This is a genomic window from Pedobacter terrae, from assembly GCF_900100705.1.
Classification (GTDB): domain Bacteria; phylum Bacteroidota; class Bacteroidia; order Sphingobacteriales; family Sphingobacteriaceae; genus Pedobacter; species Pedobacter terrae.
Genome location: NZ_FNCH01000024.1, coordinates 25100 through 41234 on the forward strand (window position 1 = coordinate 25100; position 16135 = coordinate 41234).

Genomic DNA, 16135 nt, shown 5'->3' on the forward strand with positions numbered 1-16135 from the left:
CCAGCAATATAAGCCATTCAATTTTTAAACAATTACCCATTTTTTCCGTTTCTTTGAACCTGGAATTATTTAAAACATGGCAAATTTATTAACCGACAGGGCTTTTTGGGTAAATTATTGGGAAAGTAAAAAAGGACTGGCCGTTCAGTTACCTGCTAACTATTTATTTCACAAACAACTAGCCGATGTTATTCATAAAGATAAAGTCAAAACCGCTATCGAATTAGGTGGTTTCCCCGGTTACTATGCAGTATTCCTCAAAAAATATTTTCAGCTTGATGTTACACTTTTAGACTATTTTGTACACCCACCTGTTGTGCATGAACTTTTGGCGAAAAACAGTTTAACCGAAAAGGATATCCACATCATCGAAACCGATCTTTTCAATTATACGCCCGAAAAGCAATACGATCTTGTATTAAGCTGCGGTTTAATTGAACATTTTAACGATACAGCCGATATTATCAACCGACACATTGCTTTTGTAAAACCAGGTGGTACTTTATTTATTACGCTGCCAAATTTTAAGGCAGTTAATGGTTGGTTCCAAAAGAATTTCGATAGAGAAAATTACGATAAACACAATATTGATAGCATGGATCCAGCCATGTTAAAATTAATTTGCGAACAAGCTGGACTTAAAGAAGTAAAATCAGGTTATTTTGGTCGGTTTAGCGTTTGGCTCGAGAACGAAGATCAAAAATCAGCAGGCGTTCGTCTGTTTAAAAAAGCGGTTTGGCTGACTGGAAAAGTATTTACAAAGATTATCCCATTCGAAAGCAAAAATCTATCACCTTATATTATCTTAGTAGCGAAAAAAATCTAACGCGCTATGTTAATCAGTTGGGGTTACTCGCCTAAAATAGAAAAGTATATTCCTTTGGCCGAATTTCCGGCAGATAAATATTTAATTGTTGCCAAACAGGCCATCGAAAATCTTGGTTGGGCCTTAAGTCACGTTTCCGAAACCGGGTTGATCGCTTATACCCCAATATCCTTCCAGTCGTATAGTGAAGAGATATCAATCCGTATCCACGGAAATTTTGCGGTGGTAAAAAGTGAATGTGTTGGGATCCAGATGCTCTTTAACGATTATGGTAAGAATGAGCTCAATCTGGAGAAGTTTTTTCACGAATTTGAATATGTAGAATTCCACCTGAAAGATGTTTGGGAAGAGAATCTGTTTAAATTCCGTCGGCTTATCGAAACACAGGACGATCATTATTTTGAAAAAGCACCTTTGGCTACAAAGAATAAAATCAAAAACGTATTATTCTTGTTTTTTCCGCAAAAGGGATATACGGCAACGCCAATTCTTGTCCTACTTAATACGCTATATTTCATCGCAATTATCATTTTATCGATTGTGTTCATTGCCTATCTTTCGTCAAAAACCGGGAATGCTTCTCAAGAAGATTACCTTTCAGAAATAAAATTATTTTCGTTAAACTTTGGGGTTAATCAACGCAATCTGGTTCTCGGAGGGCAATATTGGCGCTTAATTACCTATCAATTTATACATGGATCGGTTTCACACCTGTTTTTTAATATGTATGCACTAGTTTACCTCGGCTTGATGATCGAAAATAAACTGGGCTGGAAAAAATTCCTTTTTATTTATTTAATGAGCGGTATTTGTGGTGGTCTGGTAAGTTTGATTTTTCATCAGGAAGGCGTAATGATGGGCGCCTCGGGTGCAATTATGGGCTTATATGGTGCTTTTATTGCTTTACTGATTAATAAATCTTTCGAGCGCAAAGCAACACGGGCTTTGCTGGTGAGTACGCTTATCGTATCATTATTGGTGCTTATAAACGGGGCATTTGGCAAAAGGGTAGATAACGCGGCGCATGTTGGTGGTTTTGTTTCAGGATTTATCTTTGCCTATTTGCTTAACTATAGATGGGATAAAACTTTCGAAATTAAAAACTGGGCGAGATATGCAGTATCAGTACTTTTATTTTTAATTTTTTTTAGTGGAGTACTTCATTTTAGTCCGAAATACGCGACAGAGGAATATCGAAAACTAAGATATACTTTTAATACTAATCTGGAGTCACTCAACAGCATTATGAATTTAAAAATTTCTTTGCCTAAAGATGTTAAACTCGCTTCCATTAAAGAAGATGGTATTAGGCCTATGGAAAGAAACCTGGGAATCATCAAGCAAATGCAGGCCCTAACTTTGAGGCCTGAAGATGCTAAAGAACGCGCTGAAAAAGTGAAACTGAGTAAAGCATCCCATAGGGCTGTAATGCTGATGTATAGGGATATTAACGCCGATAGCACTTATCGCTACAGCAAACAGACTTCTAATGCATTGGCACAGGTTTTCGAAATTCTTTACAAACCAGATTAAGTTTGCTTATCCAGCTTTTTTGTACAGCCCAATTTCACTAAGTGTAATACAAACAGGTGATCTGGTGATGTTTATTTTTATTTTGTTGGTTGTTACAGGGGTATCTAATTTAATCAAACGTTTTGCGCCAATGCTTGTGCCATCATAAACCTTTTTCCAGGCATTATTTTCAAATATTTCAATGGTGTAGGCTTCTATTCGCTGACCTAAAGGAATGTACTCCTGTAAGCTGATAATGTCGAAGGTTTTAGCAGTTTTCAAGTCAAGTTCTAAACTTGCCTGGTGCATATCGTCTTGTGTAGCCCAATAACTCTCTCTCTTGCCATCAAGAAGCATAGCAACGTCATACTTCTTACCTCTGCTATTGCTTGCTTTAACCGATGCATTTTTGGCCAGGTTATGCTCGAAAGTATGTTTAACCATGTCGCCAAAAGTTTTCAGTGCGGTAACATCGTCATCATGAAGTTGACCACGGGTATCGGGTGCTAAACCCAGGTCTAAACCTGCACCACGGCCAACGCTTTTTAAATACAGATCAAACAATTCTTCCGGACCTTTTGGCTTGTCGTTAGGGTGATAGAACCATCCTTTTCTAAGCGGAACATCGCATTCTGCCGGCATCCAGAATTTCCCATTTCTAATGCCTTCTGGGCTTTGCGGGTAGTTTGCCTGTCCCGGTACTGCTACACTTTTGCCATCAGGAGCCATCGGGGTAAAAGTTGCCCAAGAGGTTTGTGCAGCATGTCCGTCTTCATTACCTACCCAGCGGATATCTAAACCAATGTCGCTAAAAATATTTGCCATTGGTTGCATTTTGCGCGTGATGGCCCAGGTATTCTTCCAATCGTAATAAGTGGTGTTATCTATAGAGCGTTTTTCTTTTGCGCCACCATAATAACCATCGCCACCGTTAGCGCCGTCATGCCAGCTCATAAAAAGTTCACCAAAATTACTGTAAAGTTCTTTTAATTGTGCCTGATAAATGGCCAGATATTTATCGGTACCATAAAGTGGATTATTTCTGTCCCATGGCGAGCAATAAACCCCAAACTTTAATCCGTTTTTACGCACGGCCTGTTCTACTTCTTTAACTAAATTTCCTTTTCCTCCTCTAAACGGGCTTTTACTGATATTATATGTTGTAGTGTTAGTTGGCCACAAAGCAAAACCATCATGGTGTTTGGCAACCAAAACAATCCCTTTCAAGCCACCTGCTTTAGCCGCTTTAATAATCTGGTCGGCATTAAAGTCCGTTGGGTTAAATATCTTTGGATCAGCATCACCAAAGCCCCACTCTTTATTTTCAAAGGTAGTTGGTGTAAAGTGCATGATGCCATAAACTTCAACATCATGCCAGGCCAGCTGCCGTTTTGATGGTAATGCACCATAAGGTTGAGGAGGGGTTTGGGCAAAAATAGCTGTAGAAAGAAGTAAAAAAAGGATCAATACGGATTTCATATACTTATAGCTTAGATTCAACTAAAGTACAAATAATTAACATTGCTGATGGTAAGTGTTAACCAATATTTAACCTGTTAAAACATGTGAAAGCGAAATTATTTTACATCTTGAGTGTTACATCAATCAGTCAAAACATTTAATTACAGTAGACGTTAATTAAACATGAGTGCTTTTAACCAAAATCCTCCTGACGGCGGTACCGTATATGCAGAAACTAATCTAAACCAGTTATTTCCGGAGCCTTTTAACACCCTAACAAGTTGTTTCTTTCTGGCTATAGCGGTATACTGGACATTTAAACTGTGGGGTAACTTTAAACAGCATACCTTCTTAAGTATTGCATTGGTTCTGCTTTATATTGGTGGGATAGGTGGCACTACTTACCACGGGCTTAGGCGCTGGCCAATCTTTATTATGATGGATTGGATGCCAATTATGCTTTTGTGCCTTTCGGCTGGTGTCTACTTTCTTTCCAAGCTCACCAGATGGTACTTTGCCGTTTTAATTGTAGCGGTATACGCCTTTTTTCAGTTTTACGTAAGAAGGCTTTTCAGCAATGGCGATTTTCAGATTTTTATCAATATCAATTATGCTTTTATGGCTGCGCTGGTTTTATTTCCGGTATTCGGCTATTTGATCAAAACAGACTGGAAAAATGGCAAATGGGTTGGCTTTGCCCTGATTGCCTTCGTATTTGCCTTAACTTTCCGTATCGCAGATAAGTGGGATATATTGAGTATCGGAACACACTTCTTGTGGCATACCTTCGGTGCTATAGCCTCATTTTGTATGCTGAATTATATTTATTTGGTTAACCTGAAAAAAAATAACACTTAAATATTGTGCTATTCAGCTAATGGATAAGTTGAGCTTGCCGGTTAATTTCAACAAGCCCAACTATTATTTAGAACTTTGAATGGGCTTTACTGTAGTCCAGTTTCTTTTGCCCACCTATGGCGTATTCAATACCTCCCCATAAATGTTTTTGAAATTTATCGTCAGCCCAGCCTTCTTTGGTATGTCCCATACAGGTATAAAAAGCTCTTCCGCCATCAAAATCGTGGTACCAGGCAAAAGGATGGAAATCGCCATTTTTACCACCAGTATATGATTTCTCGTCTAAATTAATCAGCACTTTAATGTCTGGGTTAATATTCTTAAAGTTATACAGTTCATCTTTTCTCATCCATACTGAATCGGTAAGGAATTTTGTAGCAGGGTGTTTTTTATCTTTAACGATAAACCTAGCCTCCTGAACAGCTGGATGACTTATAAAATAAGCACCGGCCAATTTGCCATACCAAGGCCAGTCGTACTCTGTATCTGTTGCTGCATGGATACCCACGTAACCTCCGCCAGCCTGGATGTATCTCTCGAAAGCCACCTGTTGTTTATCGTCCAATACATCGCCTGTAGTATTCAGGAAAATAACAGTAGCATATTTTTTTAGGTTGTCTTCAGTAAAAACATCAGCATTTTCTGTTGTATCCACTTCAAAATGATGTTCAGTGCCTAATTTCTGGATCACTTCTTTTCCAGTTTCGATGGAGTTGTGCCTAAAACCCTTTGTTTTGGAGAAGACTAAAATTTTTGCCGGTTTCTTTGCCGTGGTATAGCTTTGCAATAAAATTACTGCGGCAACTAATAAACATAAGGACAGGTATTTTTTCATTTTTTCTTTGACTTGGTTAGTATGATAGGTTATAAGCTTTAAATTTAAGAAAGTTGTTTGATAATTTCCATACATCTTTCCTCAACCTGCTTACAAACTGGGCTAAACAGGCTATTATCCCAATATGGGTCTGTAACTTCGCCGTTATCAAGAAAAAGTTTAACCTTTTTACGATCCTCAGCTGTTTTGGCCAGGTTTTTAACGTCAGCCCAATTGTTCTTGTCCATAACCAAAATCAGGTCATAATAGTCAAACATCGAAGCGTTAAACTGCTGCGCCCGTTGTTTGCTGATATCGTAACCCAATGCTTTGGCTGCAGCAACACTCCTGTGGTCCGGTGCCTGACCAATATGCCAGTTGCCCGTTCCCGCCGAAGCAATTTCCCAGTTTAAGTTTTGTTCATCTGCCAGATGGCGCATAATGCCTTCAGCCAGAGGTGACCGGCAGATATTACCCAGGCAGACCATTAAAATTTTCAATATTATTTGGATTTATATACAAAAACAAAGGTATAAATAATTCCTCCTTGTGGTGGGGTAGAAGTGGTCTGGGTAAGTTTATCTCCACTTAATATTAATGGCGATTGTGGCGCATAAGATAAAAAAATCTGATCACCATCTCTTCTCCAGGTTTTAATACTTGTATCAGGTTTCAAATCGCAAAGCGCTCCGTTGGATCCTGAAGTGTATGTGCCATCTTTAGAAAAAGAGATCATGGAATTACTTACACAACTGCTTGGTCCCATCAGTTCTATATAGTCGGTACTTGTTTTTTTGCCAATAGTCATTGCTGGGCTAACCGTAACCGATTCGATGCGCCAGTCTTTTTTTGTTAATGTTTTGTCGAGGTCTTTTTTGCAGCCTAAAGCTAAACAAACAGTTAAAATAAGAATTAACTTTTTCATGGTTTATAATTGGTTTTGGTTTATATCTATTAAACGAGTTTTATAGTTGATGTGCTAGACTGACCAAAAAAATACCCCAAGCTTGAAAGCATTGGGGCATCTGATATTTAACAAAAAGGCTTATCCGTAGATATCGTTTAACATTTTAGCTAAACGCACACCACCTTTTAATAACTGCTCGTTAAGGGTGTCAACCCAGTCAAAATTATAGCGGTAGCTCAATTTGGTATCTGGTTTAGTAGTTTCGTAAATTTTATTGCAGATGCCGTACGATTCATAAACGCAATCTCTTAGGCTCGTATTTTGCCAATTATATAACTGCATAGCGGAAGGGTGGTTAATGGCCTTCGCGTATTCTGTATAACTCAACTGTTGATACTCGATCAACTGTTCATCCCAAACCCTGTGGATATTCGATTTCTCATTGAACCATAATACCGAAACGCGGTTACCACCCAGGTCTTCCTTACGCGCAACATGCATAGGCTGGCATAAATCTCCGGCCAGGTGGACCAACATGCGTAAAGCCAGTTTCTTTTCTGAAGCCGTGCTGCTTGTTTTCTTTAAAATAGCAATCAGCTCAGGAATTTTGTTGTAAAGATTTGGTTTTTTATCAGTTTCCAAAAATTGATATACACCATTTTTATCTAATCCTGCCGGAAGATTAACAAAATGCCAGTTGTACATATAGTTGTAAGTGGAATCCGATTTAATAAAATCGCCCCAATTGGCCGACATGGCCAAAGTTTCGTAGCCTAAAATACTTTGAATGGCCTTGCGTGTCTTCGCTTTTAAATAACTATCGGCAATTTCGCCAACAACACGATGGCCGATGGTACCCCATGCGTTTGCATGAATAGGGAAATAGGCTAAAAAAGCCACTGTTAAAGCGATGGTTAATCTCTGTTTAATTGATGTTAAAATCATTTTTATAATTCTTTTGGTACGCAGGTTATTTTTTCTTTAAGTGTTAGTTTAATTTCGCGCTGATCGTTTAAACTTTCTAAAATCAAGGTGTCTGCAGATTTTTTATTGATCAGGAAGTTTTTTTCATATCGGCCGATGCGGTAACAACCCGATATTTTTTGTTTATAATTGGCGTGTGTAAAGGTTGCACCTATAAATAACGTATCACCTTTTACTGCATATACGCCCTTGGCATATTCTTTCCAAATACCATTGTTATAACAAGAGTCCTCGTAAAAATTTACTTTGCTATGGGTAACCATATCGATATAAACCGAATCGCAGGTAAACTTAAAATGGTGTTGTGTATAATTGCTCAATTTATGACTAAAAGCAACAGAATCTTCATTCCAAACCCCTTGCATAAAATCTTCACCTTTACCCTGTACATTAGGCCTCGGACTACAGGCCAGCTGTAATATGGATAATGTTAAAAGGAAAATAGGAAAAAGCTTTAATCCTAACTGCGGTTTATTCATGGTTGTAATCTGTGCTTTTTGGGAACTGATCGGAGATGACCTTATTCTTTTTAACGGTATTAATAACCAAAATTAAAAATCCTGCAGCGAAACAAATCCCAGCTACAAAGCCAATAATGCTACTGAAAGAATAGTACTTTGAAACTTCTATAGCAGTTAAATGTTGCGCGGACATTAATAATGGCAGAAACCTAAAAAATAGGTTAACAAGCAGGCTAATGCCCGAGCCAATAGTCATTAAAATGGCTTCAACAGAAGATTTTTTTATTAAAAAAAAGCAGCAGGTTCCAAATATAACACAAGGTGGAATGATGGATATCAAGCTTAAAAGATTAGAAAGTATTGAATTCATATTACCTGTGTTTTTAATTAGCCGTATTGTAAAGTCGGAGCGTCATGCTGAACTTGTTTCAGCAGCTTATGTACTGAAAAGATCCTGAAACAAGTTCAGGATGACGATCGAATATGTAATTAACTTATTTCAAGCTGCCCACCATGTCTTCAGGGCGTACCCACTCATCAAACTGCTCATTAGTTAATAAGCCCAACTCTACAGCAGCAGCTTTTAAGGTTTTATTTTCTTTATGGGCTTTCTTTGCAATTTTAGCTGCATTTTCATAACCTACATGTGGATTCAAGGCCGTAACCAACATTAAAGAATTTTGAAGGTGTTTTTCAATTTCAGGTAGGTTAGCCGTGATTCCTTCGGCACATTTATCTGTAAAAGAAACACAGGCATCGCCAATTAAACGTGCTGATTGTAATACATTGGCGGCAATTAATGGTTTAAATACGTTAAGCTCGAAATGGCCGCTCATACCACCTACTGAAACGGCAACATCGTTACCGATTACCTGTGCACAAACCATGGTTAAAGCCTCTGGTTGCGTAGGATTAACTTTTCCTGGCATAATAGACGATCCTGGTTCATTATCTGGAATAACAATTTCGCCGATACCGCAACGAGGTCCGGAACTTAACATTCGCACATCGTTGGCTACCTTCATCAAAGCAACTGCAGTACGTTTTAAAGCACCGGAAAGTTCTACCATGGCATCGTGTGCAGCAAGTGCCTCAAATTTATTTGGAGCGGTAACAAAAGGCAAACCAGTTAAATCTGCAATTTTTTTAGCCACTAATACATCGTATCCCTTTGGCGTATTTAAGCCTGTGCCCACAGCAGTACCACCTAAAGCCAGTTCTGCAACCATAACCAAAGCATTTTTAATTGCCCGGATGCTGTTATCAATCTGTTGTACGTAACCAGAAAATTCCTGCCCTAAAGTTAATGGGGTTGCATCCATAAAGTGCGTACGGCCTGTTTTAACAATCGTACTAAATTCTTCTACTTTTTGTGCTAAGGTATTCCTTAGCTTTTCTAAACCAGGAATGGTATTTTCTACGGTAAGTTTATAGGCTGCAATGTGCATTGCAGTTGGATAGGTATCGTTTGATGATTGTGATTTATTTACATCATCATTTGGGTGAAGTACTTTTTTATCGTCAGCTAATGAACCACCATTAATAACATGAGCACGGTTTGCAATTACCTCGTTACCATTCATGTTACTTTGTGTTCCAGAACCTGTTTGCCAGATTACCAAAGGAAATTGATCATCCAGTTGTCCTGCAATAATTTCATCGCAAGCTTTAGCAATTAAATCTGCTTTTTCTGCCGATAATACACCAAGTTCGGTATTGGCAAGCGCAGCCGCTTTTTTCAGGTATCCAAAAGCGTGGATAATTTCTTTTGGCATCGAACCCTCCGGGCCGATTTTAAAGTTATTGCGTGAGCGTTCGGTTTGTGCACCCCAGTATTTGTCGGCTGGTACCTGCACCTCGCCCATGGTATCGTGTTCTATTCTGAAACTCATTATATTTTTGATTTTTGTTGTCGCAAATTTAGGTTTTTTGCCTTTTAAAGCGTTGTATTTATGTAAGATATTTAATGGATAAGAAAATATATAGCGGAAATGTCTGTATTCCTTTTTGTTCTCCATCATTAATGTACAAACTTTATCCAGGCCAACCACTTCTGCCAATGAAATCATATTCATACCTTTACCGCAAATATGCAGGGATTAGTTATTAAATCTACAGGGAGCTGGTATAGTGTTTTGGCCGATAATGGTGAACGCTATGATTGCCGGATTGTGGGCAAATTCAGGATTAAAGGACTTAAAACCACCAACCCGATTGCAGTTGGCGACAAGGTGAAATTTGACCTGGAAAAGGATAGTAATCAGGGTTTGATCAACGAAATGTTACCCCGTAAAAATTACATAATCCGCAAATCGATCAACCTGAGTAAACAGGCGCAAATTTTGGCTGCTAATTTAGATATGGCCATGCTGGTGGTTACACTCGCTTCCCCTCGTACCTCTTTAGGTTTTATAGATCGCTTTTTGGTTACTGCAGAAGCCTATGATGTACCAGCTGTGTTGGCGTTTAATAAACTCGATCTATTTAGCAAAGAAGGTTTGGAAATTCTGCAGGAATTTAAAGATATCTATGAAAATATCGGCTACCCCTGTTATGAAGTTTCCGCTTTAAAAGGCATTAATATTCCGGTAATTCAGGAATTGATTACTGATAAAATTACCTTGATATCGGGTCACTCAGGAGTAGGGAAATCTAGTTTGATCAATGCATTAATGCCTGACCGGGATTTGAGGACAGGCGAGGTTTCTGACTGGAGCGATAAAGGACAACATACCACTACGTTTGCCGAAATGTTCGAACTGCCGCAGGGAGGTTTTATTGTAGATTCTCCGGGAATCAGGGAACTTGGTGTAATCGACATTGAAAAAGAAGAATTGGGACATTTTTTTAGAGAAATCTTTAAAACTTCTCACAATTGCCGCTTTAACAATTGCAGGCATATTAATGAACCAGGCTGTGCGGTTATTGAAGCCGTAAATGAAGGTGAAATTGCAGTTTCGAGATATGAAAGTTACCTGAGCATTTACCACGGGAATGATACGCGACATTAGCCCCCAGCCCTTGAAGGGGAGTTGAATGAGAGGCTAAAATTGGAAATAAGATAATTTTAATAAATAATATGGAGATGTCCCCTTTAGGGGATTTAGGGGTTATGAAATTTAAACTGGGAGATTTTGTGCGTTTTGTTGATGAAAAACGTGAAGGTTATGTAACTAAAATTATTGATGCGCAAACTTTAGGTGTTACCGATGAAGATGGTTTCGAGATACCTGTTTCGGTGAGTAATTTAACCTCTGTGCATGGTCATGGTGTAGTTGCTGAAGAATTGGATGCGCCTAAACCCATTCAGGTGAATATTCCAAGCGTTAACAAAATCGAAAATGGTATTTATATAGCCGTTGCTACCGATGATAAGGCAGGTAATGTGGTGCATTTCCATCTCCAAAACCATTCTCCAAATATTTTATTGGTAAGCCTAACCACTGCGCGTAAAGGAAAATATGCGGGTGCTTTTCATGGAATAATTGAATCTTACGGTTCTATTTTGGTTTATTCAGCTTCCTTGGCTGATCTTGACCTTTGGCCGGAATTTAATTTTCAGGTTTTGGTATTTAGCAAAGCTGATGTAAAACCTATTGATCCATTGGTGATCCATAAAAAGTTCAGGGCAAAAGATTTTAGTATCGAACAAAAAGAATTGCCTCAATTGAGAAATAAAGGTTGGTTGATCCGATTAGATGATCTTGTGCCGGTAACCATTGATGCGCAGAAATTAAAGGAAAGTTTCTTTAAGTCGTCAGAGGAAAAGAGAACAGTTGAAGCCCCCCAAAAAGAAATTGATCTGCACATCGAAAAACTAAGAGATGATCATCATTTTTTAGAAGCCGATGAAATGCTGCAGATACAGATTAATCATTTTCAAACGGCTATGGATGCTGCGGTTGTACATCATTTTGATAAAATTGTCTTCATTCACGGTTCGGGAAATGGTACTTTAAGAGATAAAATCCATAAACTGATCAGCAAAAACCCCCACGTAAAAACATATATGGATGCCAGAAAAGAAAAGTTTGGTTATGGGGCTACGGAAGTCGTTTTTAAATGATGGAAGAGGGAAGATATAGGATGGAGGAGAATCTTTTGCATGCGATCCCTCATACTGAACTTGTTTCAGAATCTAACCCGGTGAATTAAAGATTCTCCCTGCATTCAGAAGACAGAAAGATTGAGGTACGCTTTTTGCAGCTATGTAATTTCTTTTTATAAAAGATTAAAACTAGCTTTGCCGCAATTAATGAAACACCTCGTTACCATATCACTTGTCTTTTTTAGCTTAACACATTTGGCAAAAGCCGAACGTGTTGAGGGACTAAAGATATTAAACGAGTACTGTAGCGAGCATAACATTTGTGTAAATGCGTGCGGCAAGACCTCTGTTCAGCTAAACGAAGACCGTAATCCTTATTTATTATCATACACCAAATTAGCCCTAATTGGAACGCAAGCTCCAATAAAAGTTGCTAAATACGTAAATGCAGACCAGGTAATTGCTGATTTAACCATCAGAAAAAAACCAAAGAACAATAGTCCCTAGTTCTCTTTCTCTTTAAAAATCTTTTAAGATTTAAGCCCCAATACACCAACAACTGTCAAACTGACTTAGCGCTGACAATGGCTTGGTTGTTGTAACACACCCATTTTTTAATAATAAAATACAATTTAAAATATAATGTTAGGATTTTTAGCGAAGATTTTCGGAAGTAAATCAGAAAGAGATATAAAGGCTATTCAGCCATTGGTTGTCAAAATTAACGAGCAATACAGTAAGCTGTCTGTATTAAGCAACGACGAATTACGTGGTAAAACCATAGAATTTAAAAGCAGGATTTCTGATTTCTTAACAGAGATTGATGGAAAAATTGCAGCTTTAAAAGCTGAAGCAGAGAGCGAAGAATTAGATCTTCACGAAAAAACAGCCATTTACGATCAGGTTGATATCTTAGGTAAAGATCGTGATACCGAACTGGAAAAAGTACTTTTGGAAATCCTTCCAGAAGCTTTTGCTGTAATTAAAGAAACTTCACGCCGTTTAAGCGAAAACGATTATCTAGAAGTTACCGCAACCCAGTTTGATAGAGATTATGCTGCAAGAAAAAACAATGTTAAAATTGTTGGTGATAAAGCACAATGGGCTAATAAATGGGATGCTGCCGGAACAGAGGTGGCCTGGAACATGGTACATTATGATGTACAGTTGATTGGTGGTATTGTATTGCATAGCGGTAAAATTGCCGAAATGGCTACTGGTGAAGGTAAAACCCTGGTAAGTACCTTGCCGGCTTATTTGAATGCACTTGCTGGTCAAGGTGTACACATTGTAACGGTGAATGATTACCTGGCTCGTCGTGATAGTGAGTGGAACGGCCCCTTATTCGAATTCCATGGTTTAAGCGTTGATTGTATTGATAAACATGAGCCAAATTCTGAAGAAAGAAGAAAAGCTTATGCCGCAGATATTACTTACGGAACCAATAATGAGTTCGGTTTCGATTACCTGCGTGACAATATGTCGCAAACACCAGATCAATTGGTACAGCGCAAACTGCATTTTGCAATGGTGGATGAGGTCGATTCGGTTTTAATTGATGATGCCCGTACCCCTTTAATTATTTCTGGTCCGATTCCACGTGGCGATGAGCATGAGTTTTATGAGTTAAAACCACGTATTGAGCGCTTGGTTAATGAACAAAAAGCTTATGTAACACAAGCATTAAACGAGGCTAAAAAATTAATTAATGCAGGCAACAGCGGAACCGAAGAAGGAGAAGGTGGTTTAGCCTTATTGCGTGCATACCGTGGTTTGCCAAAAAACAAAGCTTTAATTAAATTTTTAAGTGAAACCGGTATTCGTGGTTTGTTGTTAAAAACTGAAAACCACTACATGGCAGATCAATCTAAGAATATGCCAAAGGTAGATTCTGAATTGTATTTCTATATCGATGAGAAGAATAATCAGGTTGAATTAACTGAAAAAGGTATTGAACTGATTACCCAATCGGGTGAAGATCCTCATTTCTTCGTACTGCCAGATGTAGGTACTGAGATTGCAGAGCTTGAAAAATCTGATCTTCCTTTAGAAGAAAAGGTTGTGCAGAAAGATGCTTTAATGCGCGATTACTCTGTTAAAGCAGAACGCATTCACTCGGTTAACCAATTATTAAAAGCATATACCTTATTTGAAATTGATGTGGAATACATCATCGATGAAGGAAAAATCAAAATTGTTGATGAGCAAACAGGTCGTATTATGGATGGCCGCCGTTACTCTGATGGTTTACACCAGGCAATTGAGGCTAAGGAAAATGTAAAGGTTGAAGATGCGACCCAAACTTATGCAACCGTAACCTTACAGAACTATTTCCGTATGTACCACAAACTTTGCGGTATGACGGGTACTGCAACTACAGAAGCTGGCGAGTTTTGGTCGATCTATAAATTGGATGTCGTAGAAATTCCAACCAATAGAAATATTTCGAGGATTGATGAGCAGGATTACGTTTACCGTACCGTTCGTGAGAAATATAATGCTGTCGCTGCAGAAATACAATACCTGGTTTTCCCTTATTCTCATTACGAGACAGAATATGAAACAGATAAAGAAGGTAATGTAAAACAGAAAGACGGTAAACCGGTTGTTAAATACGATCAAACAGGTAGAGCTGTACCTAAATTGGATGCTAAAGGGGCGTTAATTCCTGCAGTTAATCCAGAAACAGGACAGTTGGAGCCAAAAGCTGGCCGTCCGGTACTGGTGGGTACCACATCTGTAGAGATTTCTGAGTTATTAAGCCGTATGCTTAAACTCCGCGGTATCAAACATAATGTATTGAACGCTAAAATGCACCAGAGAGAGGCCGATATCGTTGCCGAAGCTGGTCAGGCAGGAACAGTAACCATTGCAACCAATATGGCCGGTCGTGGTACCGATATTAAACTGGGTGCAGGTGTTAAAGAAGCTGGTGGTTTAGCTATTGTAGGTACCGAGCGTCACGAATCACGTCGTGTAGATAGACAGTTACGTGGTCGTGCAGGTCGCCAGGGTGATCCGGGCTCTTCACAGTTCTTCGTTTCATTGGAAGATAATTTAATGCGTTTATTTGGTTCAGAGCGTATTTCTAGTATCATGGTGCGTATGGGTATCGAAGACGGTGAGGTGATCCAGCACTCTATGATCACCAAATCTATCGAGCGTGCACAGAAAAAAGTAGAAGAAAACAACTTTGGTATCCGTAAACGTTTATTGGAGTACGATGATGTGATGAACTCGCAACGTACCGTAATTTATGCTAAACGTAAAAATGCTTTATTTGGCGAACGTTTAGATGTGGATATGAACAATATGGTTTTCGATGTTGCTGAAGATATCGTGAGCGAATATAAACAAGAAGCAAATTACGACGGATTTAAACTGGAAGTAATTAAAAACTTCTCTTTAGATACGGAGATCACCGAAAAAGAATTCTCTTCAACCAGTATTCCTCAGTTAACAGAAAAGTTATTTGAAGAAGCAGAGGCATTTTATGCACGTAAATCAGAAGCCATTATTCAGCAATCACTGCCCGTATTAACCCAGGTGTACGAAGAGCGCGGAGAGCATATCGAACAGATTGTGGTTCCGTTTACTGATGGCATCCGCGGTATTCAGGTAGCTGTTGATTTAAAGAAAGCTATTGATAATAAAGGAAAAGAGGTGGTTCGTTCATTCGAAAAAACCATCGTTCTAGCTTTAATTGATGATAGCTGGAAAGAGCATTTACGCGAAATGGACGATTTGAAGCAATCGGTACAAAATGCGGTTTACGAGCAAAAAGATCCGTTGGTAATTTATAAAATGGAAGCTTTCAACTTATTTAAAAACATGCTTAACGCAGTGAATAAAGAAGTAGTGAGTTTCTTATATAAAGGTGGTATCCCGGTACAACAAGAACCAGATCAGGTAAGAGAAGCACCGGCTCCGGTTAAACAGCCAAAGCTGCAAACTACTAAACAAGAGTTTGGTAGGGAAGAGCCAGGAATTGAGTTTGGCGATACACGTGAAGCTGTTCCGCTACAACCTATCCGCAAGGAAGCAACGGTTGGTAGAAACGAACCTTGCCCATGCGGTAGCGGTAAAAAATACAAAAACTGTCACGGAGCTAATTTATAATCAAGATCTACAGTGTTTTACTAAGCCTCAACAAATGTTGAGGCTTTTTTTGTAACTAAATTTTTAATTCTCAAATTAACAGTTATATTTATGGACGGTCAATTTGAAATTGGTAGGCAATTTTTTACTGATCAATAAACTTAAA

Annotated in this window: 15 protein-coding genes; 8 read left to right on the plus strand and 7 right to left on the minus strand. The window is 38.6% G+C overall.

The features are described 5' to 3' along the window. Positions 1 to 76 precede the first annotated feature (76 nt). Together BLR60_RS21425 and BLR60_RS21430 are read left to right on the plus strand one after the other, a co-directional pair. Positions 77 to 826, plus strand: coding sequence for a class I SAM-dependent methyltransferase (locus BLR60_RS21425; protein ID WP_090502632.1), 750 nt, complete (start codon positions 77 to 79; stop codon positions 824 to 826). Positions 827 to 832: 6 nt separating this feature from the next. Next, positions 833 to 2359, plus strand: coding sequence for a rhomboid family intramembrane serine protease (locus tag BLR60_RS21430; RefSeq protein WP_090502630.1), 1527 nt, complete (start codon positions 833 to 835; stop codon positions 2357 to 2359). Positions 2360 to 2365: 6 nt separating this feature from the next. Here the strand turns inward: BLR60_RS21430 and BLR60_RS21435 are convergent, their stop codons facing one another. Beyond that, positions 2366 to 3817 (minus strand): alpha-L-fucosidase, encoded by a 1452-nt coding sequence (locus BLR60_RS21435; protein WP_090502628.1) that lies wholly within the window; start codon positions 3815 to 3817, stop codon positions 2366 to 2368. A gap of 165 nt (positions 3818 to 3982) precedes the next feature. On the opposite strand from BLR60_RS21435, the gene BLR60_RS21440 reads away from it, so the two are divergent. Then, positions 3983 to 4657: a hypothetical protein gene (locus BLR60_RS21440; RefSeq protein WP_090502626.1), complete on the plus strand. Its 675-nt coding sequence runs from the start codon at positions 3983 to 3985 to the stop codon at positions 4655 to 4657. Positions 4658 to 4724: 67 nt separating this feature from the next. On the opposite strand, the gene BLR60_RS21445 is transcribed toward BLR60_RS21440, so the two are convergent. From BLR60_RS21445 to BLR60_RS21465, 5 genes are all read right to left on the minus strand, one after another. Beyond that, complete coding sequence (locus tag BLR60_RS21445; RefSeq protein WP_090502688.1) at positions 4725 to 5492, minus strand: ThuA domain-containing protein; 768 nt, start codon at positions 5490 to 5492, stop codon at positions 4725 to 4727. Between the two features lie 44 nt (positions 5493 to 5536). Further along, complete coding sequence (locus BLR60_RS21450; protein ID WP_090502624.1) at positions 5537 to 5971, minus strand: low molecular weight protein-tyrosine-phosphatase; 435 nt, start codon at positions 5969 to 5971, stop codon at positions 5537 to 5539. Between the two features lie 2 nt (positions 5972 to 5973). Then, positions 5974 to 6396 (minus strand): hypothetical protein, encoded by a 423-nt coding sequence (locus BLR60_RS21455; protein WP_090502622.1) that lies wholly within the window; start codon positions 6394 to 6396, stop codon positions 5974 to 5976. 120 nt (positions 6397 to 6516) lie between these two features. Beyond that, positions 6517 to 7323 (minus strand): S1/P1 nuclease, encoded by an 807-nt coding sequence (locus BLR60_RS21460; RefSeq protein WP_090502620.1) that lies wholly within the window; start codon positions 7321 to 7323, stop codon positions 6517 to 6519. A 2-nt stretch (positions 7324 to 7325) separates the two neighbouring features. Beyond that, the gene (locus tag BLR60_RS21465; protein WP_090502618.1) at positions 7326 to 7841 is read right to left on the minus strand and encodes a fumarate hydratase; all 516 of its coding nucleotides are present in this window, start codon (positions 7839 to 7841) and stop codon (positions 7326 to 7328) included. A gap of 242 nt (positions 7842 to 8083) precedes the next feature. On the opposite strand from BLR60_RS21465, the gene BLR60_RS21475 reads away from it, so the two are divergent. After that, positions 8084 to 8281: a hypothetical protein gene (locus BLR60_RS21475; RefSeq protein ID WP_090502614.1), complete on the plus strand. Its 198-nt coding sequence runs from the start codon at positions 8084 to 8086 to the stop codon at positions 8279 to 8281. A gap of 36 nt (positions 8282 to 8317) precedes the next feature. Here the strand turns inward: BLR60_RS21475 and fumC are convergent, their stop codons facing one another. Continuing rightward, positions 8318 to 9715: a class II fumarate hydratase gene (gene fumC, locus BLR60_RS21480; RefSeq protein ID WP_057931668.1), complete on the minus strand. Its 1398-nt coding sequence runs from the start codon at positions 9713 to 9715 to the stop codon at positions 8318 to 8320. Positions 9716 to 9913: 198 nt separating this feature from the next. Here fumC and rsgA point away from each other — a divergent pair, with 198 nt between their 5' ends. The 4 genes from rsgA (at position 9914) to BLR60_RS25530 (ending at position 15990) form a co-directional block, all read left to right on the plus strand. Continuing rightward, the gene (rsgA, locus tag BLR60_RS21485; protein WP_090502612.1) at positions 9914 to 10834 is read left to right on the plus strand and encodes a ribosome small subunit-dependent GTPase A; all 921 of its coding nucleotides are present in this window, start codon (positions 9914 to 9916) and stop codon (positions 10832 to 10834) included. 101 nt (positions 10835 to 10935) lie between these two features. After that, positions 10936 to 11889: a Smr/MutS family protein gene (locus tag BLR60_RS21490; protein WP_090502687.1), complete on the plus strand. Its 954-nt coding sequence runs from the start codon at positions 10936 to 10938 to the stop codon at positions 11887 to 11889. 189 nt (positions 11890 to 12078) lie between these two features. After that, positions 12079 to 12378, plus strand: coding sequence for a hypothetical protein (locus BLR60_RS21495; RefSeq protein ID WP_090502610.1), 300 nt, complete (start codon positions 12079 to 12081; stop codon positions 12376 to 12378). Positions 12379 to 12513: 135 nt separating this feature from the next. Next, the gene (locus BLR60_RS25530; RefSeq protein ID WP_090502608.1) at positions 12514 to 15990 is read left to right on the plus strand and encodes a preprotein translocase subunit SecA; all 3477 of its coding nucleotides are present in this window, start codon (positions 12514 to 12516) and stop codon (positions 15988 to 15990) included. The last annotated feature ends 145 nt before the right edge of the window (positions 15991 to 16135 follow it).

Bases quoted from the DNA above. Each gene is read 5' to 3' on its own strand.
- BLR60_RS21425 (WP_090502632.1), top strand. From the start codon at position 77: ATGGCAAATTTATTAACCGACAGGGCTTTTTGGGTAAATTATTGGGAA.
- BLR60_RS21430 (WP_090502630.1), top strand. From the start codon at position 833: ATGTTAATCAGTTGGGGTTACTCGCCTAAAATAGAAAAGTATATTCCT.
- BLR60_RS21435 (WP_090502628.1), bottom strand. From the start codon at position 3,817: ATGAAATCCGTATTGATCCTTTTTTTACTTCTTTCTACAGCTATTTTT.
- BLR60_RS21440 (WP_090502626.1), top strand. From the start codon at position 3,983: ATGAGTGCTTTTAACCAAAATCCTCCTGACGGCGGTACCGTATATGCA.
- BLR60_RS21445 (WP_090502688.1), bottom strand. From the start codon at position 5,492: ATGAAAAAATACCTGTCCTTATGTTTATTAGTTGCCGCAGTAATTTTA.
- BLR60_RS21455 (WP_090502622.1), bottom strand. From the start codon at position 6,396: ATGAAAAAGTTAATTCTTATTTTAACTGTTTGTTTAGCTTTAGGCTGC.
- BLR60_RS21460 (WP_090502620.1), bottom strand. From the start codon at position 7,323: ATGATTTTAACATCAATTAAACAGAGATTAACCATCGCTTTAACAGTG.
- BLR60_RS21465 (WP_090502618.1), bottom strand. From the start codon at position 7,841: ATGAATAAACCGCAGTTAGGATTAAAGCTTTTTCCTATTTTCCTTTTA.
- BLR60_RS21475 (WP_090502614.1), top strand. From the start codon at position 8,084: ATGGCTTCAACAGAAGATTTTTTTATTAAAAAAAAGCAGCAGGTTCCA.
- fumC (WP_057931668.1), bottom strand. From the start codon at position 9,715: ATGAGTTTCAGAATAGAACACGATACCATGGGCGAGGTGCAGGTACCA.
- rsgA (WP_090502612.1), top strand. From the start codon at position 9,914: ATGCAGGGATTAGTTATTAAATCTACAGGGAGCTGGTATAGTGTTTTG.
- BLR60_RS21490 (WP_090502687.1), top strand. From the start codon at position 10,936: ATGAAATTTAAACTGGGAGATTTTGTGCGTTTTGTTGATGAAAAACGT.
- BLR60_RS21495 (WP_090502610.1), top strand. From the start codon at position 12,079: ATGAAACACCTCGTTACCATATCACTTGTCTTTTTTAGCTTAACACAT.
- BLR60_RS25530 (WP_090502608.1), top strand. From the start codon at position 12,514: ATGTTAGGATTTTTAGCGAAGATTTTCGGAAGTAAATCAGAAAGAGAT.